Source organism: Streptomyces xylophagus (assembly GCF_000716435.1).
GTDB lineage: Bacteria > Actinomycetota > Actinomycetes > Streptomycetales > Streptomycetaceae > Streptomyces > Streptomyces xylophagus.
Genome location: NZ_JNWO01000038.1, coordinates 18,016 through 45,009, shown reverse-complemented (window position 1 = coordinate 45,009; position 26,994 = coordinate 18,016). Strand labels below are relative to the sequence as shown.

The following is a 26,994-nucleotide window of genomic DNA, read 5'->3' as shown; positions in this document are numbered from 1 at the left end:
TCCTCGGCGTGCCCGGCGGGGGAAGCACCGGCGCGACGAGGAGGAAGCCGCCGAGGCTCGGCGGGGAGGCGGTCCTGGATCCGGTATGGGTTCGGGGGCGGGTTCAGTTTCGGGTACAGGTTCCGGTTCGGGTGCGGGTCCTGGCTCGGGTTCGGGTCCTGGCTCGGGTTCGAGTTCGGGTGAGTCGGATCGCGATGAGCGACGTATCGAACGTCGGATCGATCAGTTGCGGGCGGGGAGCAGGAATGGTGGTCGGGTGGGGGTGACGTACAAATACTTCGGCGCGCCCGACGGCGCGACCGCGGCCCGCGTCCCGATCTCGATGCGCCCCGAGGAACTCGGCGGCGACGAGCTCGGGATGAACGGCATGTTCACCAAGATCAAGCCGGAGACGATGGCCGCGATGGTCCTCACCGGCATCGAGGGCGTCCCGCTCAACAAGGTGCCCCCGCTGGAACTGGTGGTCCTCCACCCCGACTACGCCGTCGTCAAACTCCCGATGACGGTCGTCGACCCCCTGCGCGGAATCGGCGAGGAGGCGGTGGGCGCGGCGGCGTTCATCTGGTCGACGGTGCCGGACCGGGGCGGGCCTCGGGATGCGTTCAATGTGTACCAACTGCTGCACGAATGGCAGGACTTCAGCCATCGGTTGCATGAGGCGGGGCATCAGCCGTACTGCTTGGTGTGGCCGTGAGTTGAGGGTTCGTGGGTGAGGGGCGGGGTCTTCGGGCCTCGCCTTTTTCATGTCCCTGGAGGGGCCGTGAATACGTCGACGATCGCCGAGCGGGTGCGGTTCTCGCTGGACGCTCCACGGCCAACTTGGTCGCCAGTTCGCTCGGGCCGATCTCGCTCAACGCCCAAAGGCTGCTGACCCGCCGGGCCCACTGCCAGAGCCGGTCGCCTGTGTCCACAGGTGTGTGGAAAGGCGCAACGGTGACGCCATGGGCGGCGAACGGCTGGTGGTCGAGGTAGCGCAGGCCGCCCGTGCCACACAGGTAATGGGTGCTGCCGACGGCCACGGCGAGGTCGGCCAGTCGCTCGGACCGGCCCTGGCGGGTCGTGATCGCGCTGCTCTCCAGCACTTCACCACTCCAACCGAGAGCGGTGAGCAGAGCCAAGGTCGACGTCCGCGCAAGGTCCGCCACGCGGTCCGTGTTCTCGAACCGATCGAGAACTGCGTCCGAGACCTCCCGCACGACAGGCCAGTAGCGGCTACGGCCGTAGTACTGGCGAACCAGGAGACTGACCGTTCGGCGAGACCGGCGCGGCTCGACGAGCAACGCCTGGTTGATGACCGTCGGGCGTCCGTTGGGCAGGTGAGTGGGGAGCGTAAGCCACTGCTGCCGGCTCGGGTCGTCGAGGGCCGCGAGCCGGGTGCGGTGCTGGTAATCCCGGCGCGCGAACTGAACATCATCGAGGACGATCCATCGGTCGGCGGCGAACAGCTTGGCCAGCGTGGACAGCCGAGGAAACAGGTTCGGCTGGTGGATCGCGCACACCCCGCCACCCGCCCCGAATCGGCGTGTGTCAGCTGTTGATGAGGCGGCTGTCGAACCCGGCGCCCAGAAGTCGCTCGTAAGCGTCATGCACATCCCCCGGTACGTCCTGCTCGACGGCGAACCCGAGCTTCGGGTACTCGATCACCCGTTGCAGGTCCCCGACGAGCATGTCGACGACGAGCTTCTCGTCGCCGATCGACTTGATGTAGTCGTCCAACTCCAAGGGCTCGGAGGCGCATACGACTTCGGCCTCGGGCCACAGCTTGCGGCAGGTCGCGTACGAGCGGCGCTCCATGTACGGCTTGGAGATGAGCAGCAGCGACTCCACCGCTACTTCGGCCTCGGCCAGCAGCTCGCGGGAGAAGGTGATGTTCTGGCCGGTGTTCGCCGCCTTCGACTCGACCAGGATCGCCTCGTCCGGCACGCCCAGACCCAGGGCGTGCTCGCGGTAGTGGACAGCCTCGCCGCGCGGGAAACGGGCGCGGGTGGTGGGGCTGTTGCCGCCGCTGAACACCACGACGGGGAAGAGGCCGGCGCGGTAGAGGTCGGCGGCTGTGATGGCCACACCCAGGTCGTGGCTGCCCAGACCGATCGCTGCCGAGCAGGGGCGCAGCTCGTGTCCCATCTGGTGAAAGTTCCAGATCAACGTCGCGTCGTGGAACTGCTCGTCGGTGATCTGACGCTGCTGGTGCTCCGGCACTGGCACTCCCTGACTCATCCCTGCTGGCCCTTTCGGATGCCCTCGATGCTGCGCAGCTGGTGACTCAGCCCGAACTGCCGGGCCACCTGTGCCGCCTGGTCGAGGACGGACAGCCCATCATTCCGGGTCGCCGCATCCGACAGAAGGATGTGCCCGTACGCGGTGTCCAACCGCACTCGTTGCATCGGGGAGTCGACCGTGCCGGTGGTGCGCGCGATGTCGATGTAGTGCAGTGCCTGTTTCAGGTCGCCGGCGCCGCGGTGGGCCAGGGCGAGCTTCTGGTGTGCCACGGACCAGTCCTCCGGCTCACCGAGTTCCTCGAACTCGCGGGTGGCAGCAGCCATGACGTTGGTGGCGTACTCGTTGTTGCCCTCCTTGCTCAGAGCCGTGCCGACCCAGAGCCGGGCGCGTGCGCGGTCTCGAGGGCTCAAGCGCTCGTCCATGGCGAGGAGTTCATAGTGGCGGGCGGAGGCTTCGAGCCGACCGGACATCTCCTGCACGACGGCGAGGGACAGCTCGATCTGCGCCACCCGGCGCGGGATGTCGAGTTCGGTGAACATGCCGCGGGCGGTCCGGTAGGAGTGAAGAGCGGAGAGCGGGCCGAGGATCGCGCCCTGGTCCCGCTGAAGGTCACCGAGCAGGACGAGTGAACGGCCGTATAAATAGAGGCCCTTGTCGTCCAAGCGCTGTGGGTCGTGGCTTCCCAGCCAGCGGTTCAACAGGGTGGAGGCGAAGGGGAAGTCCTGGCGGCTGACGCAGACCACGGCGCGCTCGATGTCCTCGGTCCAGGTCTCGTAGTCCGCCGGTCGCACGCTCTTCCGCTCCGGGAACAGCACCGCCTCGAACCGGGCATGGGCGGCAGCGTCGGCACGAGCGAGCGCGGTGTCGAGGATCGCCTGGGTATCGGGCCGGGGCTGAGTCTCGGCTCGCAGGCTCTCCCACTTGGCCACCGTACGCAGCGCGACGCCGAGGTGTTCGGCGAAGGCCCGCGTGCTCATCCGCAGGGCAGCCCGCAGAGCGCTCGCTTCCCGGCCCGTCCACTGCTGCACGCTGACCACGGATTACCTCCCTCCGTCACGTATGGAAGCACTCTCCGTCACGACTCGGGGCGGAAGTGCAACGGAAGTACAACAGCGGGTCATTTCAAGGCCGTTCAGGCCGACCGACGCTGTGGACATGAACGACGAACTCATCACGGAACGCCGACGCGTCGCCTTCCCGCAGGTCTTCGGCTACCTACGACACGTCACCGGCGGCCTGGTCCGCCATGCGGCGCTCGTCGACTGCCTCACCGACTACTGCCGCCGACACGAGCTGGCCCTCTGCGGCGTCTTCACCGACCGCGACGCCACGGTGGCCATCCGCTCCCCCGCCTTCGTCGGGCTGCTCGACGCCCTCGAACTACGCGACACCTTTGGCGCCGTGGTCCCCGCCTTCAGCCACCTCGGCCCCAGGGGCATCGGCAACGAACGGAAGCGACAGATAACAGCAACGGGCACCCGTCTGATCGTGGTCCGCTCTCTCAAGCCGATCACCGAGTCCGCACCGTCCCGCAGCACGAGCCACAACCTCCAGCCGCAGGGGGACACATGACGTCCGTACGCGACGCGCTGCGAAGCGCGCCTATGGTCAGCGACGTGCCAGGACTGCGTCTGCTGAAGGTCGGCGACGGCTGGGACCTCGTGCGAACCTCAGCCGAGACCGGCCTCCTGGCCCTGGCCCACCTTCGCGGCATCGGTGCGTCGATCGGCCCGGTTCTCTACGACGGGCCCAACGAGCGCCTCTACTACGCCATCGCGACCGGCACCGCCGACCGCTGGAACGACCTGCCGGTACGGCACCTCTCCACCAACTCCTGGCTCGTCGCACCCGGCGTGGAGCGGCTCGACGACTGGTTCGGCGGCTGGTGCGAGCTACCGGACGACGACACCCTCACCGACACAGACACCCTCCGCACCGCGCTCCAGCACCCGTACGTCACCGGTGCCCAGGAAGAAGCGCGCTCTGACGCCGGTCTCTAGGGCCGGGCACGTCCCGCTGGACCCGGCAACACCTATTTCCGTCCGACCTGATCGCAAGGGGACATCGATGACGCCCCACCTCGTCTCACCGAACACCGTCCTCGCCAACGCCCTCCACCACGCCGAGGACGTCCTGACACCACGCATCCTGGCCGCCCCGCCCGAACGGATCGTGCTGGTCGTCGGCACCCAGATCAACGGCGCCCCGCACATCGGCACCTCGCTCGTCCAGGCGCTCTCCTTCGCCATGGCCGCCCGCCTGCGCGACCGCTTCGGCATCCCCACCGAGGTCCTCTTCAGCGCCCTCGACAACGCCCCGTACGAACTGTCCACAGACCCGGCCAGCGGGCACCGCTACCAACGCGCCTACGCTCAGGCCCTCGGCGACCAGGCCCTGACCGACCTCGTCGCCGCCCTGTACCAACCCCTGTTCACGGCTCTCTCCCGGCGCCTGGGCATCCCCCACCGCGTCGAGACCTACACCCAACAGCAGGCCGGCGAGCATTTCCGCCGCACCTGGCTGAGGCTGCTGCCTCGCCTCGACGCCGCCCGCTGGTGGCTCGCCCCCTCCACCGGCACCCCACACGTGCGCATCCCCTGCCCGCACCCCGGCTGCGGCTGGTCCGAGAAACACGCCGAACGCACCCGAGTCCGCCTCACAGACCGAGAAGCCGCCGGCGTCGATGCCGTCTGCCTCCACCACGGCCCCTACCAGGCCACCATCACGCCCACCACGAGCGCCTACCTCGATCTGGCCACCCTCTACCGCAACCTCGTCAAGGAACTCGCTCTCACCAGCACGGGGGTAGGTGGAACCTTGCACGTCATGGTCAAGGGCGGCGACTGGATCTTCGGCTCCCTCCTCGTCGACGAAGCCCTCCAAGCCGTCGGCCTCACCCGCGCTCAGCTCCCGGCCCGCCTGTTCTGCCCGCAGATCGTCACCGACACCGGCGCGAAACTCTCCAAGTCCCTCATTCGCGAAGGTCACGCCCCCTTGCCCGAGGGCACCGCCGACTGGATGCTCGACACTCGGCAATGGCCCGGCACGGTCGCCGAATACGCCGACCAACTACTGACCGTGGCGGAGACCCTGCTGTCCGACCCCCGACACTTCTTCCGCTCGTACTCCGCAGCCGAGATCGGCCGCCTGATCACCGCACCAGCACCCAGGAGCGTTTCCGCCCCATGAGCAACACCGCCCCACGCGTCCGCGAACTCAACCTCTACCGCCAGTACTTCGACCTCGTCACCGCCGGCACCAAGACCATCGAGGTACGGGTCAAATACCCACACCTCGCCGACCTCGCGGCCGGTGACGTCATCCAGTTCCGTATCAAGGGCACGGACGAGACCTGCGAGGTCGAGGTCAGGCGCGTGACCGAGTACCCCGACTTCGAGGCCCTGCTCGACAGCGAAGGCCCCTCCACCGTCAACCCCACGGCCACCCGCGACGAACAACTCGCCAACATCCGGGCCATCTACCCACCGAACAAGGAAGCCCTCGGCACTCTGGCCATCGAAATCCGGCTTCTCGACTGACTCGTAGACCGCCATGCATCTGCCGTACTCGGCCCCACCAACAGGAGTCCGTTCTTACCCCGATAGCACGCGGTCGACGGCCCGTTGACGATGAAAACCCAGGGGCATCAAGATGCAGGCGCTGCGCCTCTTACTCTCTGCTGTCTCTCCCGACCGACGCTACTCCGAGGCATGAGTACCGACTTGCGATCGGCGCCGGGCTTCCGTCTCTTCGAGGATTGACAGTTCAGGTATGCATGTAAATGCCGCGTACCGCTGTGACCTTCACACATAGGCTCAAGACATGACAATCACGACCGAGGAAGATCAATTCCTTAGGCGGATCCTGACGCTGCTGGATAGCGCCCAGCCGTACGAGAGCCTCACCCAGTCCGATTCCAAGCAGTGGCAGGTTCAGCCCGGCAGCGCCCTGGCCGGCGACGACGCCAAGACCGACCCTTACCAGGTCTCGCACAACGTCTGGAACGCCCTGAGCGTGGCCGTCGACCACCTCCACTGCTTCCGCTCTACGTTCGCGGGCGACCCGCAGGACAACTCGGTGTCCGTCACGCTTCACACCCACGGGCAGTACTCGCTCCTGCGCGGAGCCTTTGAGAACAGCGCCCGCGCGGTGTGGATGCTCGGCCCCGCCCAGCGACTCGTACGCGTGCAAAGGCGGCTCTGCATGCAGGCCGGAGAGCACAAGCACGCCGACGCCATGGCTACCCTCCTCCAGCAGCAGCCCCGACGTCCGCTGAACGTACGGATGCAGCAGCTGACGGACCTCGTGGTCAACGCGGGCACAGCCCCGGCCGACGCCAAGAAGGCCCTCAGGCCGGCGACCTACTCCGAGATCGTGCGCGAGGCGGGCGCCTTGACACCCATGGGCTCGGGCCAGGCCGAGGTCGTATGGAGCAGCTGCAGCTCCCTGGCCCACGGGGACGTCTACGGCACCCTCAGCATCCTGGAACGCAACATCGTGGACACCCAGGGCCGTGTGAACCTCGCGCAGATCACCAGCTCCCCCAAGGTGCTGTTCTGGGCCACGGACCGCACGGTCGCGATGCTGCAGCGCGGCTTCACCCTTTTCAAGGAACGCGCCACCTGCCACCGCTGACCCGCGGCTCGTCCAGTGCCGAGGCGCGAGGTCCACCAAGTCGCTCGGGCCGACTTGGTGGGTCGGGATGGTGCTGCTTTCCAGCACTTGGCCATTCCGGTCGAGAGCGGTGAGGAGGGCGACCGTCGAAGTCCTCGCCAAGTCCGCCGCGCAGTCCGTGTTCTCGAACCGGTCGAGCTCCACATCGCCATCGGCTCCGACGGCCGGGGCGAGTCGCTTCGGACCTACGGGACCGATCGTCGAGGAATGCGGGCGCCGGCCCGCGTATCAGCCCCCGCCGCTCCTCCCCTGCCATTCCCGCGGAGACATCCCGTACGCCGCCCGGAACACCCGGCTGAAGTGTGCGGGGTTGGCGAAGCCCCAGCGGTGGGCTACGGCGGTCACGGTCGGGCTCATGCGGCCGGGGCGGCTCAGTTCGCGCCGGCATTCCTCCAGGCGGCGGTGCTGGATCCAGCGGCTGACGGTGGGGCCCTCGTCCTGGAAGAGGCGGTGCAGGTAGCGGACGGAGATGCGGTGGGCGGCGGCGATCGATTCCGGCGAGAGGTCGGGATCGGCGAGGTGGTGGTCGATGTAGGACCGGATCCGCACCAGCAGCGCGCGGTGGGCGGCGTCCGTGCCGGCGGTGTCCCGGCCGAGGTGCTCGGCGATGAGGGTGGTGAGCAGGTCCACGGCGTTGCGCGCGAGCATTTCGCCGATCTGGGGGCGGCAGGAATGGGCTCCGGCGGCGAGACCGGCCAGGAAGGGGGCCACCAGGGCGGCCGGTCCCTCGTCGCCGTGGAGGGTGATGCCGGTGATACGGCGCAGGTCGGACTCCCGGAGACCGAGCGCCTGTCGCGGTAGTTGGAAGACCTTCATCTGGAAGCGGTCGGGGAAGCTGAGCGTGTACGGCCGGGTCGTGTCGTAGAGAGCGAAGTCGCCCGGGCGCAGGTAGGCGTCCCGGCCGTCCTGGGTGATGACGGCGGGGCCGTATCCCTGCAGGCCGATGAGCATGTACTCGGCGCTGTCCTGGGCGATCAGCCGCGGGGTACGGAAGACCCGCTCCGGGTCGGCGTCCACGGTGGAGATCTGGAGGTGGCCGAGGCGGTCGGTCCTGACCGTTCCGGAGAAGGGGGCGTCCGCGGGGTCCTTCGGGGTGGAGACGTCCAGGGGCACGAACGTGCGCCAGACGGCATCGTGCCAGTAGGCCCGCCGCTCGCCCGCGGGCACGGAGTCCGTGGAAAGGACAAGGCTCACGGCGCCTCCTCCACCGGATGACCGACTACCGACTTGCTCGTCCTATATAGCCTCGCCCACCGCTTCTCCGAGGTCACGTGCGCGTATCGGTTTTGTGACCCACCGACCCGCGAACCCACAAGTGCACTCTCGGGCAAGTTCCGATGCGCTGCGGGTCAAGCCTCGACCGCCGCGCGGCCCACGCTTCGAGTCACGGACAGTTCGTCGAACTCGTCGAAGGAGCGCGCCATGCCGAGAACGGCCCCGCCGGGGCACACCCCTCGTTTCACCGCCTACAGCGCCCGGTTCCCGCAGGGCACGGACGCCTTCGTCTTCGCGCAGTACGGCTGCCAGGCGCCGTCCCGGGAGGAGGCCGAGCGGGGCGCGGCGGGCCTCGCCGCGCTGTTCACCGGGCCGGACGGGCCGGACCTGGTCGACCGCGGTTCGTTCTACGACACCGCCGGAGCGCACAACGTGGCGTTGCTGGCGTACTGGTACGACCCGAGCCGCCACCGGCGCTGGCGGGAGTCGGAAACCGTCCGCGCCGCCTGGGACGGCCTGCCCGCGCAGGGGCCGGTCGGGCACTGGCGCGAGGAGTCGGTCATCCACGTCGAGCGGAACGAGACGCTGCACACCCACCGCCGCGAGGACTACGCGACCAGCGGTCTTTCGCAGTCCGGCGCCCTCGAACTCCCCGAGACCCAGGTGCACGACTACTGGGGCGCCGCGCGTGACCGCATCGCGGCGTCGGCCACCGAGGCGCTGGAGCCCGAGCTGCCGTCCTTCGAGCCGCACGATCCCGGGACCCGGGAGACTCGTGGCCGCCGCGTCAGCGTCGACGTACCGGGAAACGTGGCGCTGATCCGCACCGCGCAGGACTGGTCCGCCAGCACGCTCTACCGCGAGACGTACCTGGCCGACGTCAAGCCGGTCAAGGACCGGGGTGTCGACTTCCTGGCGGAGAACGCCGGGTCCGGCTGTATCGCCGCCCGCAACCTCACCGAGGAGGCGGCCGACGGCGCGCCGCTCGACCGCGCCTGCACCATCGCCTGGTTCGCCTCGCTCGAACACCTGATGACCTGGTGCCGGTCGCACCGCACGCACCTGGACATCTACGCCAGCTTCTTCCGGATGGTCGGTGGCGGGGACGGCCCGCTGGACGTCGCCTTCTGGCACGAGGTCTCCGTACTGCCGAGCGGTTCGGTGACCGCCGAGTACGTCAACTGCGATCCGCGCACCGGCTTCCTGCCGCTCGCCGCGCGATCCATCACCCCAACCACCTGACGACAGAGGAGAGTTGACCATGGTCGAGTACACAGGCGCCTTCAAGGCGGCCGCCGTCCAGGCCGAGCCGGTATGGCTCGACGCCGACGCCACCATCGACAAGAGCATCGGCCTGATCGAGGAGGCCGCCCGCGCGGGGGCCCAACTCATCGCCTTCCCCGAGACGTTCGTCCCCGGCTACCCCTGGTGGCTGTGGCTGGACTCCCCGGCCGCAGGCATGCAGTTCGTCGGTCGCTACCACGAGAACTCCCTCACCCTGGACGGCCCGCGCTTCCAGCGCCTCCTCGACGCCGCACGCACGAACTCCATCGCGGTGGCCCTCGGATTCAGCGAACGCGGCGGCGGCAGCCTGTACATGGGGCAGGCGCTCATCTCCGCCGACGGCAAGCTCGTCGGCGCCCGTCGCAAGCTCAAGCCGACCCACGTGGAACGCACCATGTTCGGGGAGGGCGACGGCTCCGACCTGGTGGTCCACGACACCGAACTCGGCCGCGTCGGTGCGCTGTGCTGCTGGGAACACCTCCAACCGCTCACCAAATACGCCATGTTCAGCCAGCACGAGCAGGTCCACGTGGCCGCCTGGCCCAGCTTCTCCGTGTACAAGGGGGCGGCCTACGCGCTCGGCCCGGAGGTCAACACCGCCGCCTCCCAGATCTACGCCGCGGAAGGGCAGGTCTTCGTCCTCGCCCCGTGCGCCGTGGTCGGCGAGGCCGCCATCGAGCTGTTCTGCGACACCCCCGTCAAGCAGCAACTGCTCCAGCGCGGCGGCGGCTTCGCCCGGATCTACGGCCCCGACGGCAGCCCGCTGGCCGACCCGCTGCCCGAGGACGCCGAGGGCATCCTGTACGCCGACATCGACCTGACCGCGATCCCCTTCGCCAAGGCCGCCGCCGACCCGGTCGGGCACTACGCCCGCCCCGACGTCACCCGGCTCCTCCTCAACCGCACCGAGCGACGCCCTGTGGAGTACGCCACCTACGCCGCCCCGTCGGCCGAGCACTTCGACGACGCCGAGGGGATCATCACGGGGCCGGAGCGGGAGCAGGAGGTGACAGCGGTCGGCTGACGCCCCGCGCCACCGCCCACCCGTAAGCCCCGGCTCAGTGAAGTGAGGGCACGTACGCGACCCCGAAACGGAACTCCCGCCGCCGGCCCGGCTCCAGTGACAAGGCGGTGGCGAGTTCCGGGCGGTTGAAGGCGTCCGTGGGTACCTCGACGGGCTCCAGGGCGATGGACGCCCGCCGGTCGCGGGCCAGGGTGTCGCCGGTGAACACGTGCAGGTACCCGCCGTGCTGCCACACCCGCAGCTCGTCTCCGGTCGCGGGGTCGCTCAGTACCGTCTCGGTCCGACCGCCGGGTCCCGGGGCCAGGTCTGCGAAGCACGCGTCGATGACGGCATCGCCGAGCCTCCTGGGCGTACGGAAGTCCATGTCGGGGCGGTGGTCCAGGGACAGCAGGGCCTCCTTTCCGAGCAGGGGAATGAGGGAGGCGTCGGTGCGGATCAGGGTGTGGGCCGGGATCTGCAGGACGAGGTCGTCGATGGGACGGGGGCGGGAGAGGGTGAAGTACGGGTGCCAGCCCGACGCGTAGGGAGCGGTGGTCTCCCCCACGTTCGTCGCCCTGATCTCGATGCCCAGCTCGCGGTGGCCGATCGTGTACTCCACGTCGAGGTCCAGCGCGAACGGGTAACCGGGGTACTGGCCTGGCCTGATGCTCGTGCTGCGCAGCAGCAGCCGCGCGGAGTCGGCCGTCGTGGTGGCATCGACGATCCGGAACGGCGCTTCGCGCGCGAAGCCGTGGTAGATCGTGCGGTCCCCGAGGCGGCCGGGCAGCAGGTCGTGGTCGCGGCCGTCGTGGTGGTAGCGGCCGTCTGCGACGCGGTTGGGGAACGGCGCGAGCAGGCCCGCCCGTACGCCGTCCTGCGAGCGCAGTTCCGCCTCGTCGCGGTAGCCGTCCGTCAGTTCCGTCAGCTGCCCGGCCGCTCCGCGTTCGACCTGCCAGCTCAGCAGCGTCGCCCCGCGCAGGGCGAGGACGGCGCGCGCGGAACCGTCCGGCGCGGAGACGGTCACCGTGGGTTCGTCGCCGAGGCGGCCCTCGGCGATCCGGAACGTGTCGGCCGTAGCGCCACCGCCCCTGCCTGTCACCCGGCTTCCGGTACGAGCTTCTTCGCCCCCGTCATGGCCCGTCACCCGGCTTCCGGAACGAGCCTCTTCACCCCCGCCACCGCCCCTCACCCCGCTCCCGGAACAAGCCTCTTCACCTCCGCCATGGCCCGTCACCCGACTTCCGGAACGAGCCCCTTCACCCGCGCCATGGCCCGTCACCCCGCTTCCGGAACGAGCTTCTTCGCCCCCGTCATGATGGCCACCGCGTCCTCCATCGAGTGCGACTGCGGGGTGATGACCCCGGCGCAGCCGCCGAGGCGCTGGATGTGGATGCGGTCGGCGACGTCGAAGACGTTGGGCATGTTGTGGCTGATGAGGATGACGCCGAGGCCCTGGTCGCGCAGGTCGCGGACGAGCTTGAGCACCTGGCCGGTCTCGCGGACGCCCAGCGCGGCGGTGGGTTCGTCGAGGATGACGACCCGGCCGCCGAAGGCTCCCGCCCGGGCGACGGCCACCGACTGGCGCTGGCCGCCGGACAGCGTCTCCACGGCCTGGTTGATGTTCTGCAGGGTGCTGATGCCCAGCCGCTTGATGTGGTCGGCGGCCTGGCGCTTCATCTCGCCGGTGTCGAGCATGCGGAACACCGAGCCGAGCACACCCTTGCGGCGGATCTCGCGGGCGAGGAACAGGTTGCTGGCGATGTCCAGCGCCGGGGCCACGGCGAGGGTCTGGTAGACCGTCTCGATGCCGGCCTCGCGGGCGTCCTGCGGCCGCTTGAAGTTCACCTCGGAGCCGTCGACCAGGATGCTGCCCTGGTCGGGGACGAGCGCCCCAGACAGGCACTTGATCAGGGTGGACTTGCCGGCGCCGTTGTCGCCGATGACGGCGAGGACCTCGCCGGGGTAGAGGGTGAGGTCGACGTCGTTCAGGCCGACGACCCGGCCGAAGACCTTGACCAGGCCCTTGGCCTCGAGAACGGGGGCGGTGGCGGTGGCAGGCGTCATGACTTCACACTCCGGATCCACTGGTCGACGGAGACGGCCGCGATCACCAGGACACCGACTGTCAGGACTTGGTAGTTGGGGTCGATCCCGGCCAGCGCCAGACCGTTGACGAAGACCTGGACGATGAGCGCGCCGATCAGCGAGCCGAGCACCACACCGCGTCCGCCGAACAGACTGGTGCCGCCGATGACGACTGCGGTGATGGACTGCAGGTTGGCGTTGAGCCCGCTGTTCGGGTCGCCGCCGCCGACCCGGCCGACCAGGATCCAGGCGCCCACGGCGATGGCGAAACCGCCGACCAAGTAGGCGCTCAGCAGCACCCGGTTGACGGAGATACCGGCGAGGCGGGCGGCCTCGATGTCGTCACCCACGGCGTACAGGTGGCGGCCCCAGGCGGTGTAGCGCAGCGCGTAGCCCACCACCGCGTACAGGGCGATCATGAGCAGGACGCCGGTGGTCAGGTTCAACTGCCCGATGGAGACCGTGTCCGCGCTCCACATGAGGATGTTGCCCGGGTCCAGCGAGACGGTCTGGCCCTTGGCGTAGATGAGCGTGATCGCGGTGAAGATGCTCAGGGTGCCGAGCGTGACGATGAACGGTGGCAGCTTGATCCTGGTCACCAGCAGTCCGTTGACCGCTTGCGCGGCGATGGCTACGACCGCTCCCGCGAGCAGGGCCAGCACGCCCGGCAGGTGGTTGTCCGCGACGAGCTTCGACATCAGCAGCGAGGCCAGCACCATGACCGCGCCGATGGACAGGTCGATGCCGGCCGTGAGGATGATGACGGTCTGGCCGACGGCCAACGAGCCGATGACGGCCACCTGTTGGGCGACCAACGACAGGTTCTGCAACGCGTAGAAGCGGTCGTTGACCAGGGAGAACACGATGGCGGCGAGCACCAGGACGATCGCCGGGCTGAGTGCCGGCTGACGGTGCAGCACCGCCTGGATGCGCTGGGCCGGCGTGGCGGGCCGGTTGAGGAAGTCCTCCGCCGGCGCCGGTGTCGCTTCACTGTCCACGTGGGTGGTCACAGGGGTCCTTCCGGTTCTTTCCCTCGTGCGGGGCTTCGTAGGAGGTGTGGTGCGGGTGGGCCGCCGGTACGGCACCGGCGGCCCACCCGGCCGACCTGGTCAGCTGCCCCAGCAGGCGGACGCGGCCTGCGTCGGGGACTGGACCGTCAGTCCGCCGAGGGCCTTCGCGGCGACCAGCGCGGTGCCGGTGTCGTAGAACGTCTTGCCGTTGGTGACGCTGGGCTTGCTGCCGCCGCGGGCCAGTTTCGCGATGGAGCTGACGCCGAGGGCGGCCATCTTGCCGGGGTACTGCACGGCGTCGGCGGCGAACTCGCCACTGGTGACGTTCTTCAGGCCCGAGCAGCTGCCGTCGATGGCGTAGATCGCGACGCTCTTCTCCTTGTTCGCGGCCTTCAGCGCGTTGTACGCGCCCTCGCCCGCCGGCTCGTTGATGGCGTAGACCACGTTGATGTTGGGGTTGGCCGAGAGGCAGTTCTCCATCGCGGTGCGTCCGCCGTCGATGGCGCCCTGGGTGGGCTGGTGGCAGGCGACCGTGTACGTGCCGCCCTTGCCGGCGGTGTACTTCCCGGACTTGGCCTCCTTGCCGTTCTCGGTCTTGCTGCCCGGGTCGATGCCCATGCCCTCCAGGAAGCCGTGGTCGCGGTCGATGTCCACGGAGACGACCTGGTTGTTGAACAGGTCGAGCATGGCGATGACCGCGGGCTTGCCGTCCAGGGCCGCCGCCGCGTACTGGCCGTCGAGCTTGCCCGCCTGCTCGTTGTCGGTGGCGTAGGTGATGTCCGCGACGCTCGCCGGGTTCGGTGCGGTGTCCAGGGCGATCACGAAGAGGCCGGCCTGCTTGGCGCGCTTCAGCGCGGTGTTCACCGCGTCGCCGTTGGTGGTGATCAGGATGCCCTTGTCGCCGCGCGAGACGGCGTTGTCGATGGCGGTGATCTGGGTCTGGGTGTCACCGTCCGACGTGCCCGCCGCCACGGTGAGGCTCACCTTGTCCTTGGCCGCCTGCGTCTTGGCGTCCTTCTCCATGCTCACGAAGTACGGGTTGCTCAGCGTCTTCAGGATCAGCGAGACACCCACCTTCCCGCTGCCGGACGACGAGGAGCTGGAGTCGGAGGAGCCGCAGGCGGCGAGGGTGGCGCCGAGGCAGATGGTGACGCCGATGGCTGCCGCACGGGTGCGCCGACTGCGGAGGCCCGACGCCTGGCTGGAGGAGAGGTTCATGACGTGATCCCTTTCGAGCCGTCCCTTGGTCGACGCTGAGACAACGTTGACTCGACGGGATAGTGGGCCCGTATGGACGAGCGCGTCAAGACACTGGTAAACATGCGTCGGCAACAAGTCGGTAACGCGCAATCAGTTGGAGACAACGATGACTCAGGGCGAGCCGCCGTCGCCGTCCCCCCGCAGCCGCCCCACCATGCGCGAGGTGGCGGCACTGGCAGGCGTCGCCATCAAGACGGTCTCCCGCGTGGTCAACGAGGTGCCCACCGTCGATCCGGCCATCGCCGCCCGGGTGCGCGAGGCGGCCGACAAACTGGGCTACCGGCCCAACCTGACCGCCAGCAGCCTGCGCCGCGGGGACGGCCGTACGGCCACGATCGGGATGCTCGTCGAGGACGCGGCGAACCCCTTCTCGGCAGCCCTGAGCCGCACCGTCGAGAACGTGGCGCGAGAGCGCGGAGTGCTCGTGCTCGTCGGGAGCCTCGACGAGGATCCGGCCCGCGAACGGGAGCTGGCCCGTGCCCTCATCGACCGGCGGGTCGACGGCCTGGTGATCGTGCCGGCCGGCCGCGACCACAGCTATCTGATCAGCGAGCAGCGGTCGGGCACCTGCGTGGTCTTCGTCGACCGCGAGCCCAGCCTGCTCGACGCGGACACCGTCGTCTCCGACAACCGGCAGGGCGCCGTCACCGCCGTCAACCACCTGCTGAAGGCCGGCCACCGCCGCATCGCCTACCTCGGCGACCGCGCGACCATCTCCACCGCCGCCCAGCGTTTCGACGGCTATCGGCACGCCCTGGAGGTCGGGCACATCCCGTACGACGACGAGATCGTCCGGCACACCGGGGCCAGCGAGGAATCCGCGATCGCCGCGACCCGGCGGCTCCTGACCCTGCCGGACCCGCCCACCGCGCTGTTCACCAGCCAGAACTTCGTCACCATAGGGGCCGTGCGAGCCCTGCGCGCGCTCGGTCTGCAGGACACCGTCGCCCACGTGGGCTTCGACGACTTCCCCCTGGCCGACATCCTCAGCCCGGGGATCTCCGTCATCGCCCAGGACGTCGAGCAGCTGGGCAGGACGGCCGCCGAGATGCTCTTCCGCAGACTGGACGGCGACCGGTCACCCACCCGCGCCGTCACCATTCCGACCCGGCTGATCGAGCGGGGGTCGGGCGAGATCACCGCCGGAGGACCACGCCACGACTGAGCCGCCGTACCCGACGGGACAGCTTCCTGTCCCGGAGGTGGGCACGCGGGCGCCCCGTCACCTCGCCGAGGATCGCCGGCTTGCCGGTACGGGCGGTGGGGCCTGTCGGGGCTGTGGGGGCACAAGTGGCCCTTCCCCGCAGGACGAGGCCTCGGCCTCCGTGCTGTGTGTCCGCCGGCCGGTGCGTCGCCGAAGTCGTCCCAGTGCCCGGTAGAAGCGGTCCGGGAGGAACACGGCGTCGGCGAGGATCATCGCGCCGGAGAAGAGCGGCAACCCCATGAGGACCGCGATGCCCAGGTGCATGCCCAGCAGCATGGTCAGGACCGGGTATTTGAGCCGTCCGAACAGGACGAACGGGAACGCGACCTGCAGCAGCACCGTCAGGTAACAGGCGATGGCGATCAGTACGGAGTGCTCGTCAGCCATGCGGGAGAGCTCGGGCCAGGGGCGGAACAGGTCAAGGTTCAGGACGTAGTGGAGGGCGGTGCCGTTGCCCCAGGAGCCGCCCTGCACCTTGTAGAGGCCCGCGGATCCGTAGAGGAAGCAGACCTGAGCCGCGATGACGAACATTCCGCAGTTGTGGAGTACGGCCGTCAAGGTCCGGCGGGACGCGGCGAGTTGATGCCGGAGTTCGCCCGTCCCCGAGCCTTCCGGGCCGGCCGGGCCCTTCCCCGCGGATGCTTGACGACGGGTTCTGCGCGCGTCCAGGGACCAGCGTCGGCCGCACGCGGTGAGGACCAGATAGACGGCCATCAGGAGGATGAGGTTGTCTCCTCCGTCGGTCATGAAGATCGCCCTGGCGTGGAACGACGCCACCACGACCGCGAACAGCACGGACACCGCTCTCGTCCGCCAGCCCAGCATGAACAGCGTTGACGTGACGAGGGCCAGCGCGTAGCAGCTCTCGAAGTAGGGCCGGCTGTCGGAGAGGGTGAGGATGCTCAACCACCCTGTCTGGTCGAACAGTTGCCTGGCCAGCTCGGGCGTCCACGGTGACCCGGGTCCCCAGATCTCGTCGCGGTGCGGAAACTCGCGCAGCAGGAAGACGAGGTAGAGGAACCCGTAGCCGATGCGCAGAACGGCGGCGGCGTAGAGGGAGATCGGCCGCTCGGTCACCCGCTCAATTTCCATGGGAGGTCACCTTCCACCAGGACAGATACCGCGTGTCGACAGGCTTCGGCGCGGCGCCGGACGAGCCGGGGCCGGACCCGTCGGCGGGCGCGGCGATGGGCACGGTGACCACCCGCAGTTGGACGGACTCGAAGGCGCCGCCGCGATGGCGGGTGATGCGGTCCACCGCGATGTCGGTCAGGTACTTCTGCATCATGAGTGCCCGCTCCGACCGGGGCCGGTCGTCGTCGCCATGGGTCTCGAGGTACGAACTCCAGGCCCGGCGCAGCATGTTCTGCGCGGTGTGGCTCGGGAAGGCGTCGTGCTCGACCGCCGAGTCGTCGATGCCGCTCAGGTCGAACCAGCCGCTCACCCGCACCCTGCCGTCCGGGGTGGTGTGCGTGGTCCTTGCCGAGATCTGCCGGTTGACCGACTCCGGATCCGGCGCGAAGAGCCGCCAGTTCTGCTCGAACAGGGGGAAGACCCACGCGTTGATCTGCCGGCTGTACTGCCGGGAGAGGGGGTTCGGGGGTGCCACGTGCAGAAACACGAGGAGTACATGGACCAGGGCCGTCGCCAGACACAGGGTCACAGCGGCGCTGGTTCCCGCGTTCAGGAGGACGGGTGGAGGCTTCGAGGGCTCCACCGTTTCGATGCCGCCCGGCACGGCCTCACCCGGCTTTTCCGTCCTGGCTTCTCTCATTGTTTCTCCTGAGATTGCGCCAACGGCGCGCGACGGAATCGACATTGATCCGTCGCGCGCCGCTCGTCTCTGCTCGCTCAAGGGGAGTCAGGCGGATTTCTTGTGGTGACCTTCGTGATCGCTGCCGTAACCCTCGGGCTTGCCGGGCTTCCCGGGCTTGCCGTGATCAGCGCCGTAGCCGCCGTGCTCGTCGGGTTTGCCGCCGTGATCGTGGTGGCCGTTCCCACCGGTGGAGCCGCCTGTCGTACCGCCGTTGGAGCCGCCCGCGGTAGCGCCCGTACCGCCCGTGGTTCCGGCGGTGCCGCCCGTCGTACCGCTCGTGGTGGCGCCCGCGATGACACCGCCCAGCACGCCGCCGGTGGTTCCGCCCGACGTCAGGACACCGCCGAGAAGACCGCCGCCGGTTCCGCCGCCCGTCGGCACGCCGCCGATGGCGCCGACCGTGGTGCTGCCCGTCGTGGCCGGTGTGGCGCCGCCCGACGTGGCACCGGCGACCACACCACCCGTGATCAGACCCCCGGTGGTTCCGCCGGCGGCACAAGTACCGCGGTTGATCGTGTTGTTGTCCAGCGTCACGGCACCCGTACGGGCAAGTGCCCGGCCGGCGATGGTCGTTCCCGTGGTGACGGTGATCGACTCCTGGGCCATGATGGTGCCCACGAAAGCGGAGTTGGTGCCGAGGGTGGCCGAACTGCCGATCTGCCAGTACACGTTGCACGGCGAGGCACCGTTGACGAGAGACACGCTGCTGCCGGATGCCGTCGTCAGAGTCGAACCGATCTGGAAGACCCATACGGCATTGGGGTCGCCGTGCGCGTCGAGCGTGAGCGTGCCGGTGATGCCCGCGGAGATGGGTGCCTTGTAGACGCCCGGATCCAGCGTCCTGCCACCGAGCTCCACGGGGTCGGGAGCGGTGGGATAGGTGACGTCCGGCGCCTGCCCGGCGGCGTTGTTGTACCCCGTGACCAGGTCCCTCTTGGCCTGGAGCGCCACCGCGTCCGCGGAGTGCTGGGCGCCGAGCACCGTGCCGGGCGGGAATCCGGTGATGGCCGTTCCCGGCGAGACTCCGAGATCACCGGTGATCGACGAGGGCCCGGTGTTGGTGACTTGTGAACCGGCCAGTACGGCGAAGCTGGTCGCCGTACCCAGCGGCACCGGCGTGGCAACGGCGCTTGCGCGGGTCGGTGTCATCGCGAGTACGACCGCGGCGATCACCACCGCCGTCAGCGCCGCGACCCATACCGACATGGTGCGCCGTAGCGGCGCTTCAGGGATATTCAGCGTCATCGAGGGGCCAACTCCTTTGAGCGGATGGCTTGACGGTTCCCAGTCGCGCGGAATCGCCTTTCCGACGTTGGCATATTACTGAGGAGTGTGCCGACGGATAATTTCAGCGAGAGGCATCGCACCATGCATAAAAATGCCTATTGGGCCTGTTGCTTGCGAACCAAAACCCATTCGGTGCCTGGCAGGCCGAAGGAAAGCGGGCGGTCGACGCATCATTCGGCAGGTGCCCGTACCGCACTGTCCGCGGTCATATTGACTGCGGGCGAGTTCACTCACACGGGAAATCGCACGGAAAGGCAACTCCGGCGTGTTCGCACCGGACGCACCGGCCAGGAGCGCGGGGAGGGAGGAGAAGGAGGAGGAGGTGGTTCGGCGGCGGGCATGTCAGGATGATGATCTGACAGCCACTCACCAAGACGGAGCCTGGCCTCATGACCTCTCCCAGCGGCGGCAGCAGCGGTGCGCAGCCCTTGCAGATCGACACCAGCAAGCCTCACCCGGCGCGGATGTACGACTACTTCCTCGGCGGGAAGGACAACTACCCGGTCGACCGGGACGCCGCCGAGCAGTTCATCAAGGCGGCACCGGAGGTGCGGGAGGGCGTCCGGGCCAACCGGCGGTTCATGCACCGGGCCGTCCGGCATGTCGTGGCGGAGGGCGGGGTGCGGCAGATCCTCGACATCGGGACCGGGCTGCCGACCGAACCCAACGTGCATCAGATCGCGCACGCCATCGCCCCGGACGCGCGGATCGTCTACGTCGACAACGACCCGATCGTCAGCACCCACTCGATGGCCCTCATGGAGGACACCGACACCTCCGTCATCCTGGCCGACCTGCGCGATCCCCGTGCCATCCTCGACCACCCCGAGGTGCGCAAGGCCATCGACTTCGACCAGCCGGTGGCGGTGCTGCTGGTGGCCGTCGTGCACTTCCTGGCCGACGACGGGGACCCGTACGGCATCGTCGCCACCCTGCGCGACGCGCTGCCCGTGGGTTCGTATCTCGTGCTGTCGCACGCGACAGGTGATGTCCACGAGGACCATCGCGAGGAAGCGGCGTCCGTCTACAACCGGGCCACCGCCACCCTGAACCTCCGCTCGCACGCCCAAGTCCTGGACTTCTTCGGCGACTTCACCCTCGTCGACCCCGGCCTGGTCCGGGTCACGCACTGGCGACCCGAGGAGACTCCCGACCCGAACGCCGCGCCCATCGGCATCTACGGCGGGGTGGCCCGCAAGGACGCTTGACGGTGGGCGGGTGACTGCTGGTCGCCCATCGTGATCGCCAGGCCCGCGCCGTCCAGCAAGTCGCAGAGGAACAGCAGGTGTTCGTCGAGCGGCACCTGTTCGGCGCGGACGGCACGGACGCCGTCGAGCTCGTGCCCCGGAAACACCAGAAACACCTGAAAAACCTGAGACACCGGATACCCGCGACTGTCGCCCCCGGAGTCACCCCAAGTGCACCCGGCGTTCATGTCCCCCGCGAACCATGCGGCCCATGAGACGTGTCACCCCCGCCCTGGTCCTCGGCATGGCCGCACTCCTGGCCACCCCGTTCGCCGCCCAGGCAGCCCCCGGCAGCAGCAGCTCCCGCACCGACAGCTACGGCACGAAGGCCACCTACGAGCCGGAGCAGAACTCCCGCTCGTACCAGAAGGCCCCGGCCGGCTACACCCCCGTCTTCACCGAGAACGTGTCCCGGCACGGATCGCGTTCCGCGACCGACAGTTCGGACGGCGACCTGATCCTCGCACTCCTGGACAAGGCGCAGGCCGAGGGGCAACTCACCGCGAAGGGGCGGGAGTTCGGGCCGAAGGCGCAGGCCCTCGAAGCCGCCATGAGCACGATCGGGTACGGCAACCTCAGCGCGCGCGGCAAGGCGGAGATCCAGGCCACCGCCACCCGGATGGAGAAGCGGCTGCCGAGTCTCTTCGCGTCGATCGCGAAGAACAAGGAGCCCATCGACGTCGTCAGTTCGGGGCAGGGGCGTGCGATCGACAGCGCCAACCTCTACGGCGCAGCCCTCGCCCAGACCGACCCCGACCTCACCTCCCTCATCGGCGCGACCCGTACCGACAAGGACCTGCTCTACTTCCACAAGGCCGCCGGTGGCGCCGCGTACCGCGACTACATCGCCAACGACAAGCGGCTCGCGGCCACCCTCACGGCCGTCACCGACCAGCCGAAGACGCACCGCGCCGCCCGTGACGTACTGAAGAAGCTGTTCAAGCCGGCGTTCGTGGACCGGATCACGGCGGGCGAGTTCTCGTCGATCGGCACGGACGTCGAGGCCGCCACCGCCGTCTACAACCTGTACGCCATCGCCCCCGCGATGAGCGAGGAGAGCCCGGGCGGCAAGGGCTGGGGCATGGACCGGTACATCTCGGCGCGCGACGCCGACTGGTTCGGGTACATCTCCGACGCCGAGGACTTCTACGAGAAGGGGCCGGGCTTCGCGGACAGCGACATCACGTACAAGATGGCCGGCGTCCTGCTCGACGACTTCTTCAAGAAGGTCGAGGCCAAGCGCGACGGCACGAGCGACCTCGGCGCCGAACTCCGCTTCACCCACGCCGAGGAGATCATCCCGCTGGCCGCGCTGATGGGCCTGCCGGGCAGCACGGAGGGGGTCACGGCCGACCAGCCGTACACCTACGCCGACAACCCGTGGCGGGGCGCATCCGTGGCGCCGCTGGGCTCGAACATCCAGTGGGACGTCTACCGCAAGGGCAGCACCTACCTCGTCCGCATGCTCTACAACGAGAAGGAGACCGCCTTCAAGGCCGGTTGCCGTCCCGTCGCGAAGGGCAGCAAGTTCTACGACCTGAACGAGTTGGAGCGCTGCTTCGGGCGTACCGCCAACTGACCCGACGGACTCGCCGTCAGCCTCGGCCGCGTGGCCCGGTTCCCGGCCCGGTCACACCGCCCACCGTGAACCCGATCACCGAGCCGCCGCCGTCCCGTCGTAGCGCGAACGGTGCTCCGCCGTGGGCGAGGGCCACCTCGCGGACGATCGAGAGGCCGAGGCCCGAGCCGGGCAGGGAACGGGCGTCGGCCGCGCGGTAGAAGCGGTCGAAGATACGGAAGAGGTCGGTCTCGGAGACTCCAGGGCCTCGGTCGAGGACTTCGACGCGGACCGTCCCCGGGCGGGCCGGGCCGGAGACCGAGATCTCGATGGGGGTCTGGCCCGCGCGGTCGAACTTGGCCGCGTTCTCCACGAGGTTGGAGATCGCGCGCTGGAGCATGCCGGGGCGGCCGTCGGTCGTGGTGTCGCCGCTCGCGCGGACGGTGATGTCGCGGCCGGTGCGGCGGCGGGCGAGGGCCGCCACGTCATCGGCGATGTCGGCGAGGTCGACCTGCTGGGGCGGTTCGGTGTCGGACTGGCCGGCCGCCAGGTCCACCAACTCGTTGACCAGGTCGGTGAGTTCACGGGCCTCCTGCGAGAGGTCCGCGACGAGTTCCTCGCGGGTGCCGGGCGGCAGTTCGTCCATGCGGCGGAGCAGGGAGATGTTGGTGCGCAGGGAAGTCAGCGGGGTGCGGAGTTCATGGCCCGCGTCCTGGATCAGGCGGCGCTGGTCCTCCTCCGACTGCGCGAGGCGGCCGAGCATCCGGTCGAAGGCGCGGCCGAGGCGGCCCACCTCGTCGTAGCCGGTGACGGGGACCTGGACGCCGAGGCGGCGGGTGCGGGCCACGTCCTCGGCCGCCGCGGTGAGGATGATGAGGCGACGCGTGATGCGCCGGGCCAGCCACCAGCCGCACAGACCGGCGAGCACCACGACGGCCGCCATCAGCACGAACGTCCGCTGCTGCAACGCCCGCAGCAGATCCTCGGTGTCGCTGAACTCCTGCGCGACCTGCACCGCGCCCCGCCCGTCGCCGAGCGAGACGGTCGCGATGCGGTAGACGTCCTCGGCGACGGCGACGTCCTTGTGCTCCACCGTCCTGCCGGCCACCTTGTCGCCCGCGATCGCCCGGTCGTCGCCGGTGACGGGCAGCGCCGGGCTGCCGCTGTCGAGGACACCGCCGTCCCGCCCCAGCACCTGTACGTCCGTACGGGCGGGCCGCACGATGTCGTGGCCGGGCGCGGAGGAGGAGAAGTCGTCGGTCGTCATCCGGTGCGTGCGCACCTCGTCCTGGAGATCCTGTACGACCTGGTCGAACACGGACTCCTGGTCGACGCGGACGAGCCGGGCCGCCGCGCCGTACGACAGCACGCCGACGAGGAGGGTGACGGCGGCGGTCACCGCCGCGAAGGACAGCACGAACGTGGTGCGGAGCGACACCAGTCTGGGTCGCCGGGTGGCCACCAGCCGCCGCAGGCGGCCCACTCAGTCCTCCCGCAGCACGTAACCCACGCCACGCACCGTGTGGATCAGCTGCGGTGCGCCGGGTTCGTCGAGCTTGCGGCGCAGGTAGCCGACGTAGACGGCGAGGTTCTTGGAGCCGGGGCCGAAGTCGTAGCCCCAGATGCGGTCGTAGATCGTGGAGTGGTCCAGGACGATGCCCGCGTTGCGTACGAGCAGTTCGAGCAGCTCGAACTCGGTCCGGGTCAGCTCCAGTTCACGCTCCGCGCGCCAGACGCGGCGGGCCTGGAGGTCCATGCGGAGACCGGCCGCCGCGATCTGCCTGTCGGAGGAGGAGAAGGAAGGGGACGAGTAAGCGGACGCGGAAGCGGACGACGACTTCTGGGGTTCGTCCCCGGAGGTGCCCGGGACCGCGTTCGCCGGGACCGGGCTGGTGCGGCGGAGCAGGGCGCGCAGCCTCGCGAAGACCTCCTCGACGTCGAAGGGCTTCACCACGTAGTCGTCGGCGCCCGCGTCCAGGCCCGCGATGCGGTCGGCGGTCTCCACGAGGGCGGTCAGCATGAGGATCGGGGTGCGGTCGCCCTCGGCGCGCAGCACCCGGCAGACCTGGAGGCCGTCGATGCCGGGCATCATCACGTCGAGAAGCAGCACGTCCGGTGGGGTGCGGTGGGCCTGCGCGAGCGCCTCGACACCGTCGGCGACCGCGGTCACCTGGTAGCCCTCCAGGGTCAGGGCCCGCTCCAGGGCATGACGGATGGCACGGTCGTCTTCGGCGAGCAGCACAGTCTGGGGCACGTCTCCCAGTGTGCCAAGGCCTCCGGCGGTTGACCGGTGGGGGCAGGTCTACGATCACCCTTTTTACCTGGCTCTCACCGTGGTGGACGCAACCCGGGTTTAGCTCCTACCGTCTTCTCACGGTCGGGTGTGGCCGGCGTACCTGGGGGCTGCGCCCCCAGACCCCCGCTTCGGCCCTGAAGGGGCCTCGTCCTCAAACGCCGGACGGGCTGATTTGCGCGCCCCCAGCTATCACTTCGAAGGAGACAGTGCCGCCAGCTGTTCCGCGAACGGTACGACCGTCGGCTTCTTCTGCTGGCGGGGTGTCGACAGGCCTGTCATCAGGGCCCCCAGCTCCCCCGCCGCCCGCTCGATCCGCTCCGGCAACCCCTCCGCGCCCCAGTCCTCCGAGGCTGCGTACACCCCGGTCGGGACGACCACTGCCCGCAGGTAGGCGAACAGGGGGCGGAGGGCGTGGTCCAGTACCAGCGAGTGCCGCGCGCTGCCGCCCGTCGCCGCGATCAGCACCGGCTTTCCGGCCAGCGCGTCCTTGTCGAGGACGTCGAAGAACGACTTGAAGAGTCCGCTGTACGACGCCGAGAACACCGGCGTCACCACGATCAGGCCGTCCGCCTCCGTCACCGCGTCCAGCACGGCGGCAAGGGAACGCCCGGGGAACCCGTTGGTGAAGTTGTGGGCTATCTCGACGGCGAGGTCGCGCAGCTCGACGACCTGGATGTCGACGGGGGTGTGGCGGTCCACCGCCGCTGCCAGCCGGTCGGCCAGCAGACGGGTGGACGACGGCACGCTCAGCCCCGCCGAGACGACTACGAGCTTCATGCGACGGTCACCTTCTCCGATGCGGCAGCGAGCAGCGACTGATGGGTCGGCGCCTCCGGCACGTCCGCCGGGCGGTTCACCGCGAACTCCTTGCGCAGGACCGGTACGACCTCCTCGCCCAGCAGGTCGAGCTGCTCCAGGACGGTCTTGAGCGGCAGCCCGGCGTGATCCAGCAGGAACAGCTGGCGCTGGTAGTCACCGGCGTAGTCCCGGAACGCGAGGGTCTTCTCGATGACCTCCTGCGGGGAGCCGACGGTCAGCGGGGTCTGGTCGGTGAAGTCCTCCAGGGAGGGCCCGTGGCCGTAGACCGGCGCGTTGTCGAAGTACGGGCGGAACTCGCTCACCGCGTCCTGCGAGTTCTTCCGCATGAAGACCTGGCCGCCGAGGCCGACGATCGCCTGCTCCGCCGTGCCATGGCCGTAGTGCGCGTACCGCTCCCGGTACAGCTCGACCATCTGCTTGGTGTGGTCGGCCGGCCAGAAGATGTTGTTGTGGAAGAAGCCTTCGCCGTAGAAGGCGGCCTGCTCGGCGATCTCGGGCGAGCGGATCGAGCCGTGCCAGACGAACGGCGCTACGCCGTCCAGCGGGCGGGGCGTGGACGTGAAGCCCTGGAGCGGCGAGCGGAACTTGCCCTCCCAGTTCACGACGTCCTCGCGCCACAGCCTGCGCAGCAGGGCGTAGTTCTCGATCGCGAGGTTGATGCCCTGGCGGATGTCCTGCCCGAACCAGGGGTAGACCGGGCCGGTGTTGCCGCGGCCCATCATCAGGTCGACCCGGCCGTCGGCCAGGTGCTGGAGCATCGCGAAGTCCTCGGCGATCTTCACCGGGTCGTTCGTGGTGATGAGGGTGGTGGAGGTGGAGAGGATCAGCTTCTCGGTCTGTGCCGCGATGAAGCCGAGCATCGTGGTGGGCGACGAGGGCACGAACGGCGGGTTGTGGTGCTCGCCGGTCGCGAACACGTCCAGCCCGACCTCCTCGGCCTTCAGCGCGATGGCGACCATGGCCTTGATGCGCTCACGCTCGGTCGGCGTCCGTCCGGTGGTCGGGTCCGGTGTGACGTCGCCGACGCTGAAGATCCCGAACTGCATGGTCGTTCACCCTCCAGGTTGTTGATTATTCAACTATACCCCCCAACGGCCACCCCGCCGCACATATTCCGCCCACCGCTGACGGCACCCTCGACCGAGCCATCGATGCCGTCCTCCGGCCGTTGTCAGTGGCTCGTCCTACGATCCCCTCATGGCCGCCCCGGACCGTGACACCCGAGGAATCGTCGACCCCGCCGAGCTCCTCGCCCGCGTGCGCTTCCGCCGCCCCGAACCCGCCGAGCCGCTGCGCCCGTACGTCGAGCACTACTGGCTGATCGACTGGGACCTGACCGAGCCCTACGTCTCCCACGTCGTCCCGCACCCGGCCGTGCACATCGTCTTCCAGCACCTCGCCGGCGAGGACGCCTTCGTCGAGATCGCGGGCATCCCGCACGGGCTGTTCGCGCAGAAGCTGGAGGGGCGGGGGCGAGTGTGCGGGATCAAGTTCCGGCCCGGCGCCTTCCGTACCGTCGCCCCCGACCGCCCGGTGTCGGAGTGGACGGGGGCACGGGTCCGCCAGCCCGACGTGTTCCCCGACATCGACCCCGCCACCGTCCTCGACCCTGCCGACGAGACCGCCCGCGTCGCCGCCCTCGACACCTTCCTGCTCGCCCTCGACCCCCGCCCCGACCCGCAGGCCGAACTGGCCACCGCCCTGGTCGACCGCATCCGCACCGACCGCGACATCCGCCGCGTGACCGACTTCGCCCACGCCGAAGGCCTGTCCGTACGACTGCTGCAGCGCCTCTTCGCCGCGTACGTCGGCGTCGGCCCCAAGTGGGTCATCCTGCGCTACCGCATCCACGAGGCCCTGGAGCGGGCCGGTGCCGAGGAGCCCGTGGACTGGGCGGGCCTGGCCGCCGACCTGGGCTATGCCGACCAGGCGCACCTGGTCCGGGACTTCACGGCGACGGTCGGGGTGACACCGACGGCGTACGCACAGGGCGTGCAGGGCGCCCACTGACGATCG

The 26,994-nt window shown here is 69.3% G+C and carries 28 protein-coding genes; 12 read left to right on the top strand and 16 right to left on the bottom strand.

What is annotated here, in order from left to right; genetic code table 11:
- Positions 1-256: 256 nt before the first annotated feature.
- Entirely contained in the window at positions 257-694 is a 438-nt protein-coding gene (locus tag OO70_RS46195; protein WP_019061278.1) for a hypothetical protein, read from the top strand.
- Here OO70_RS46195 and OO70_RS46190 read toward each other — a convergent pair.
- Genes OO70_RS46190 through OO70_RS46180 form a run of 3 tightly spaced genes read right to left on the bottom strand, consistent with a single transcriptional unit; the run spans position 639 to position 3,257 of the window.
- Complete coding sequence (locus OO70_RS46190; protein WP_234337101.1) at positions 639-1,586, bottom strand: WbqC family protein; 948 nt, start codon at positions 1,584-1,586, stop codon at positions 639-641. The two genes, OO70_RS46195 and OO70_RS46190, sit on opposite strands and share 56 nt — an antisense overlap.
- Positions 1,528-2,217, bottom strand: coding sequence for a YdcF family protein (locus tag OO70_RS46185; protein ID WP_051742275.1), 690 nt, complete (start codon positions 2,215-2,217; stop codon positions 1,528-1,530). The genes OO70_RS46190 and OO70_RS46185 overlap by 59 nt, the downstream gene beginning before the upstream one ends.
- Positions 2,214-3,257, bottom strand: coding sequence for a helix-turn-helix domain-containing protein (locus tag OO70_RS46180; protein WP_043686246.1), 1,044 nt, complete (start codon positions 3,255-3,257; stop codon positions 2,214-2,216). The genes OO70_RS46185 and OO70_RS46180 overlap by 4 nt, the downstream gene beginning before the upstream one ends.
- Before the next feature lie 118 nt (positions 3,258-3,375).
- On the opposite strand from OO70_RS46180, the gene OO70_RS46175 reads away from it, so the two are divergent.
- The 5 genes from OO70_RS46175 to OO70_RS46155 all read left to right on the top strand — a co-directional run bounded on the left by OO70_RS46175 (position 3,376) and on the right by OO70_RS46155 (position 6,855).
- Complete coding sequence (locus OO70_RS46175) at positions 3,376-3,792, top strand: hypothetical protein (protein WP_043686243.1); 417 nt, start codon at positions 3,376-3,378, stop codon at positions 3,790-3,792.
- 44 nt (positions 3,793-3,836) lie between these two features.
- The gene (locus OO70_RS46170; RefSeq protein ID WP_234337100.1) at positions 3,837-4,220 is read left to right on the top strand and encodes a hypothetical protein; all 384 of its coding nucleotides are present in this window, start codon (positions 3,837-3,839) and stop codon (positions 4,218-4,220) included.
- Between the two features lie 67 nt (positions 4,221-4,287).
- Positions 4,288-5,409, top strand: a complete 1,122-nt coding sequence (locus OO70_RS46165; protein ID WP_043686241.1) for a hypothetical protein — start codon at positions 4,288-4,290, stop codon at positions 5,407-5,409.
- Complete coding sequence (locus OO70_RS46160) at positions 5,406-5,759, top strand: ASCH domain-containing protein (protein ID WP_043686239.1); 354 nt, start codon at positions 5,406-5,408, stop codon at positions 5,757-5,759. The genes OO70_RS46165 and OO70_RS46160 overlap by 4 nt, the downstream gene beginning before the upstream one ends.
- A 283-nt stretch (positions 5,760-6,042) precedes the next feature.
- Positions 6,043-6,855 carry a hypothetical protein gene (locus OO70_RS46155; RefSeq protein ID WP_043686236.1) on the top strand — a complete coding sequence of 271 codons (813 nt, stop codon included), beginning with the start codon at positions 6,043-6,045 and terminating at the stop codon, positions 6,853-6,855.
- A gap of 267 nt (positions 6,856-7,122) precedes the next feature.
- Here OO70_RS46155 and OO70_RS46150 read toward each other — a convergent pair whose 3' ends face one another.
- Positions 7,123-8,088, bottom strand: coding sequence for an AraC-like ligand-binding domain-containing protein (locus OO70_RS46150; RefSeq protein ID WP_043686234.1), 966 nt, complete (start codon positions 8,086-8,088; stop codon positions 7,123-7,125).
- A 228-nt stretch (positions 8,089-8,316) separates the two neighbouring features.
- On the opposite strand from OO70_RS46150, the gene OO70_RS46145 reads away from it, so the two are divergent.
- Together OO70_RS46145 and OO70_RS46140 are read left to right on the top strand one after the other, a co-directional pair.
- Complete coding sequence (locus OO70_RS46145) at positions 8,317-9,351, top strand: phenylacetaldoxime dehydratase family protein (RefSeq protein ID WP_043686232.1); 1,035 nt, start codon at positions 8,317-8,319, stop codon at positions 9,349-9,351.
- A gap of 19 nt (positions 9,352-9,370) precedes the next feature.
- Positions 9,371-10,417: a carbon-nitrogen hydrolase family protein gene (locus OO70_RS46140; protein ID WP_043686230.1), complete on the top strand. Its 1,047-nt coding sequence runs from the start codon at positions 9,371-9,373 to the stop codon at positions 10,415-10,417.
- Positions 10,418-10,451: 34 nt separating this feature from the next.
- On the opposite strand, the gene OO70_RS46135 is transcribed toward OO70_RS46140, so the two are convergent.
- The 4 genes from OO70_RS46135 to OO70_RS46120 form a co-directional block, all read right to left on the bottom strand.
- Complete coding sequence (locus OO70_RS46135) at positions 10,452-11,495, bottom strand: aldose 1-epimerase (protein WP_051742254.1); 1,044 nt, start codon at positions 11,493-11,495, stop codon at positions 10,452-10,454.
- Between the two features lie 176 nt (positions 11,496-11,671).
- Positions 11,672-12,460, bottom strand: a complete 789-nt coding sequence (locus OO70_RS46130; RefSeq protein ID WP_043686227.1) for an ATP-binding cassette domain-containing protein — start codon at positions 12,458-12,460, stop codon at positions 11,672-11,674.
- Positions 12,457-13,491 carry an ABC transporter permease gene (locus OO70_RS46125; protein ID WP_051742252.1) on the bottom strand — a complete coding sequence of 345 codons (1,035 nt, stop codon included), beginning with the start codon at positions 13,489-13,491 and terminating at the stop codon, positions 12,457-12,459. Before OO70_RS46125 ends, OO70_RS46130 begins: the two co-directional genes overlap by 4 nt.
- A gap of 99 nt (positions 13,492-13,590) precedes the next feature.
- The gene (locus OO70_RS46120; protein ID WP_043686216.1) at positions 13,591-14,709 is read right to left on the bottom strand and encodes a substrate-binding domain-containing protein; all 1,119 of its coding nucleotides are present in this window, start codon (positions 14,707-14,709) and stop codon (positions 13,591-13,593) included.
- A 148-nt stretch (positions 14,710-14,857) separates the two neighbouring features.
- Between OO70_RS46120 and OO70_RS46115 the strand changes: the two genes are divergently transcribed.
- Positions 14,858-15,916 carry a LacI family DNA-binding transcriptional regulator gene (locus tag OO70_RS46115; RefSeq protein ID WP_043686214.1) on the top strand — a complete coding sequence of 353 codons (1,059 nt, stop codon included), beginning with the start codon at positions 14,858-14,860 and terminating at the stop codon, positions 15,914-15,916.
- Between the two features lie 57 nt (positions 15,917-15,973).
- Here OO70_RS46115 and OO70_RS46110 read toward each other — a convergent pair whose 3' ends face one another.
- The 3 genes from OO70_RS46110 to OO70_RS51530 form a co-directional block, all read right to left on the bottom strand.
- Positions 15,974-17,047: an HTTM domain-containing protein gene (locus OO70_RS46110; RefSeq protein WP_051742249.1), complete on the bottom strand. Its 1,074-nt coding sequence runs from the start codon at positions 17,045-17,047 to the stop codon at positions 15,974-15,976.
- Positions 17,037-17,729, bottom strand: a complete 693-nt coding sequence (locus tag OO70_RS46105) for a DUF5819 family protein (RefSeq protein WP_234337099.1) — start codon at positions 17,727-17,729, stop codon at positions 17,037-17,039. Before OO70_RS46105 ends, OO70_RS46110 begins: the two co-directional genes overlap by 11 nt.
- A gap of 87 nt (positions 17,730-17,816) precedes the next feature.
- On the bottom strand, positions 17,817-19,016 hold the full coding sequence (locus tag OO70_RS51530; protein WP_051742247.1) for an ice-binding family protein: 1,200 nt from the start codon (positions 19,014-19,016) through the stop codon (positions 17,817-17,819).
- Between the two features lie 431 nt (positions 19,017-19,447).
- Here OO70_RS51530 and OO70_RS46090 point away from each other — a divergent pair, with 431 nt between their 5' ends.
- Positions 19,448-20,266, top strand: a complete 819-nt coding sequence (locus OO70_RS46090) for an SAM-dependent methyltransferase (protein ID WP_043686211.1) — start codon at positions 19,448-19,450, stop codon at positions 20,264-20,266.
- Here OO70_RS46090 and OO70_RS54990 read toward each other — a convergent pair.
- Entirely contained in the window at positions 20,236-20,412 is a 177-nt protein-coding gene (locus tag OO70_RS54990) for a hypothetical protein (protein WP_158711608.1), read from the bottom strand. The two genes, OO70_RS46090 and OO70_RS54990, sit on opposite strands and share 31 nt — an antisense overlap.
- Positions 20,413-20,516: 104 nt before the next feature.
- Between OO70_RS54990 and OO70_RS46085 the strand changes: the two genes are divergently transcribed.
- Positions 20,517-21,884, top strand: a complete 1,368-nt coding sequence (locus tag OO70_RS46085; RefSeq protein WP_043686209.1) for a histidine-type phosphatase — start codon at positions 20,517-20,519, stop codon at positions 21,882-21,884.
- Positions 21,885-21,900: 16 nt separating this feature from the next.
- Here OO70_RS46085 and OO70_RS46080 read toward each other — a convergent pair whose 3' ends face one another.
- The 4 genes from OO70_RS46080 to OO70_RS46065 form a co-directional block, all read right to left on the bottom strand.
- Complete coding sequence (locus OO70_RS46080) at positions 21,901-23,346, bottom strand: sensor histidine kinase (RefSeq protein ID WP_043686208.1); 1,446 nt, start codon at positions 23,344-23,346, stop codon at positions 21,901-21,903.
- On the bottom strand, positions 23,347-24,117 hold the full coding sequence (locus OO70_RS46075; RefSeq protein WP_078651834.1) for a response regulator transcription factor: 771 nt from the start codon (positions 24,115-24,117) through the stop codon (positions 23,347-23,349).
- 231 nt (positions 24,118-24,348) lie between these two features.
- A complete protein-coding gene (locus OO70_RS46070) occupies positions 24,349-24,936 on the bottom strand; it encodes an FMN reductase (RefSeq protein WP_043686201.1) in 588 nt (195 codons plus the stop codon).
- Positions 24,933-26,024, bottom strand: a complete 1,092-nt coding sequence (locus OO70_RS46065) for an LLM class flavin-dependent oxidoreductase (RefSeq protein ID WP_043686199.1) — start codon at positions 26,022-26,024, stop codon at positions 24,933-24,935. Before OO70_RS46065 ends, OO70_RS46070 begins: the two co-directional genes overlap by 4 nt.
- Positions 26,025-26,175: 151 nt before the next feature.
- Between OO70_RS46065 and OO70_RS46060 the strand changes: the two genes are divergently transcribed.
- Positions 26,176-26,988: a helix-turn-helix domain-containing protein gene (locus tag OO70_RS46060; protein ID WP_043686197.1), complete on the top strand. Its 813-nt coding sequence runs from the start codon at positions 26,176-26,178 to the stop codon at positions 26,986-26,988.
- The last annotated feature ends 6 nt before the right edge of the window (positions 26,989-26,994 follow it).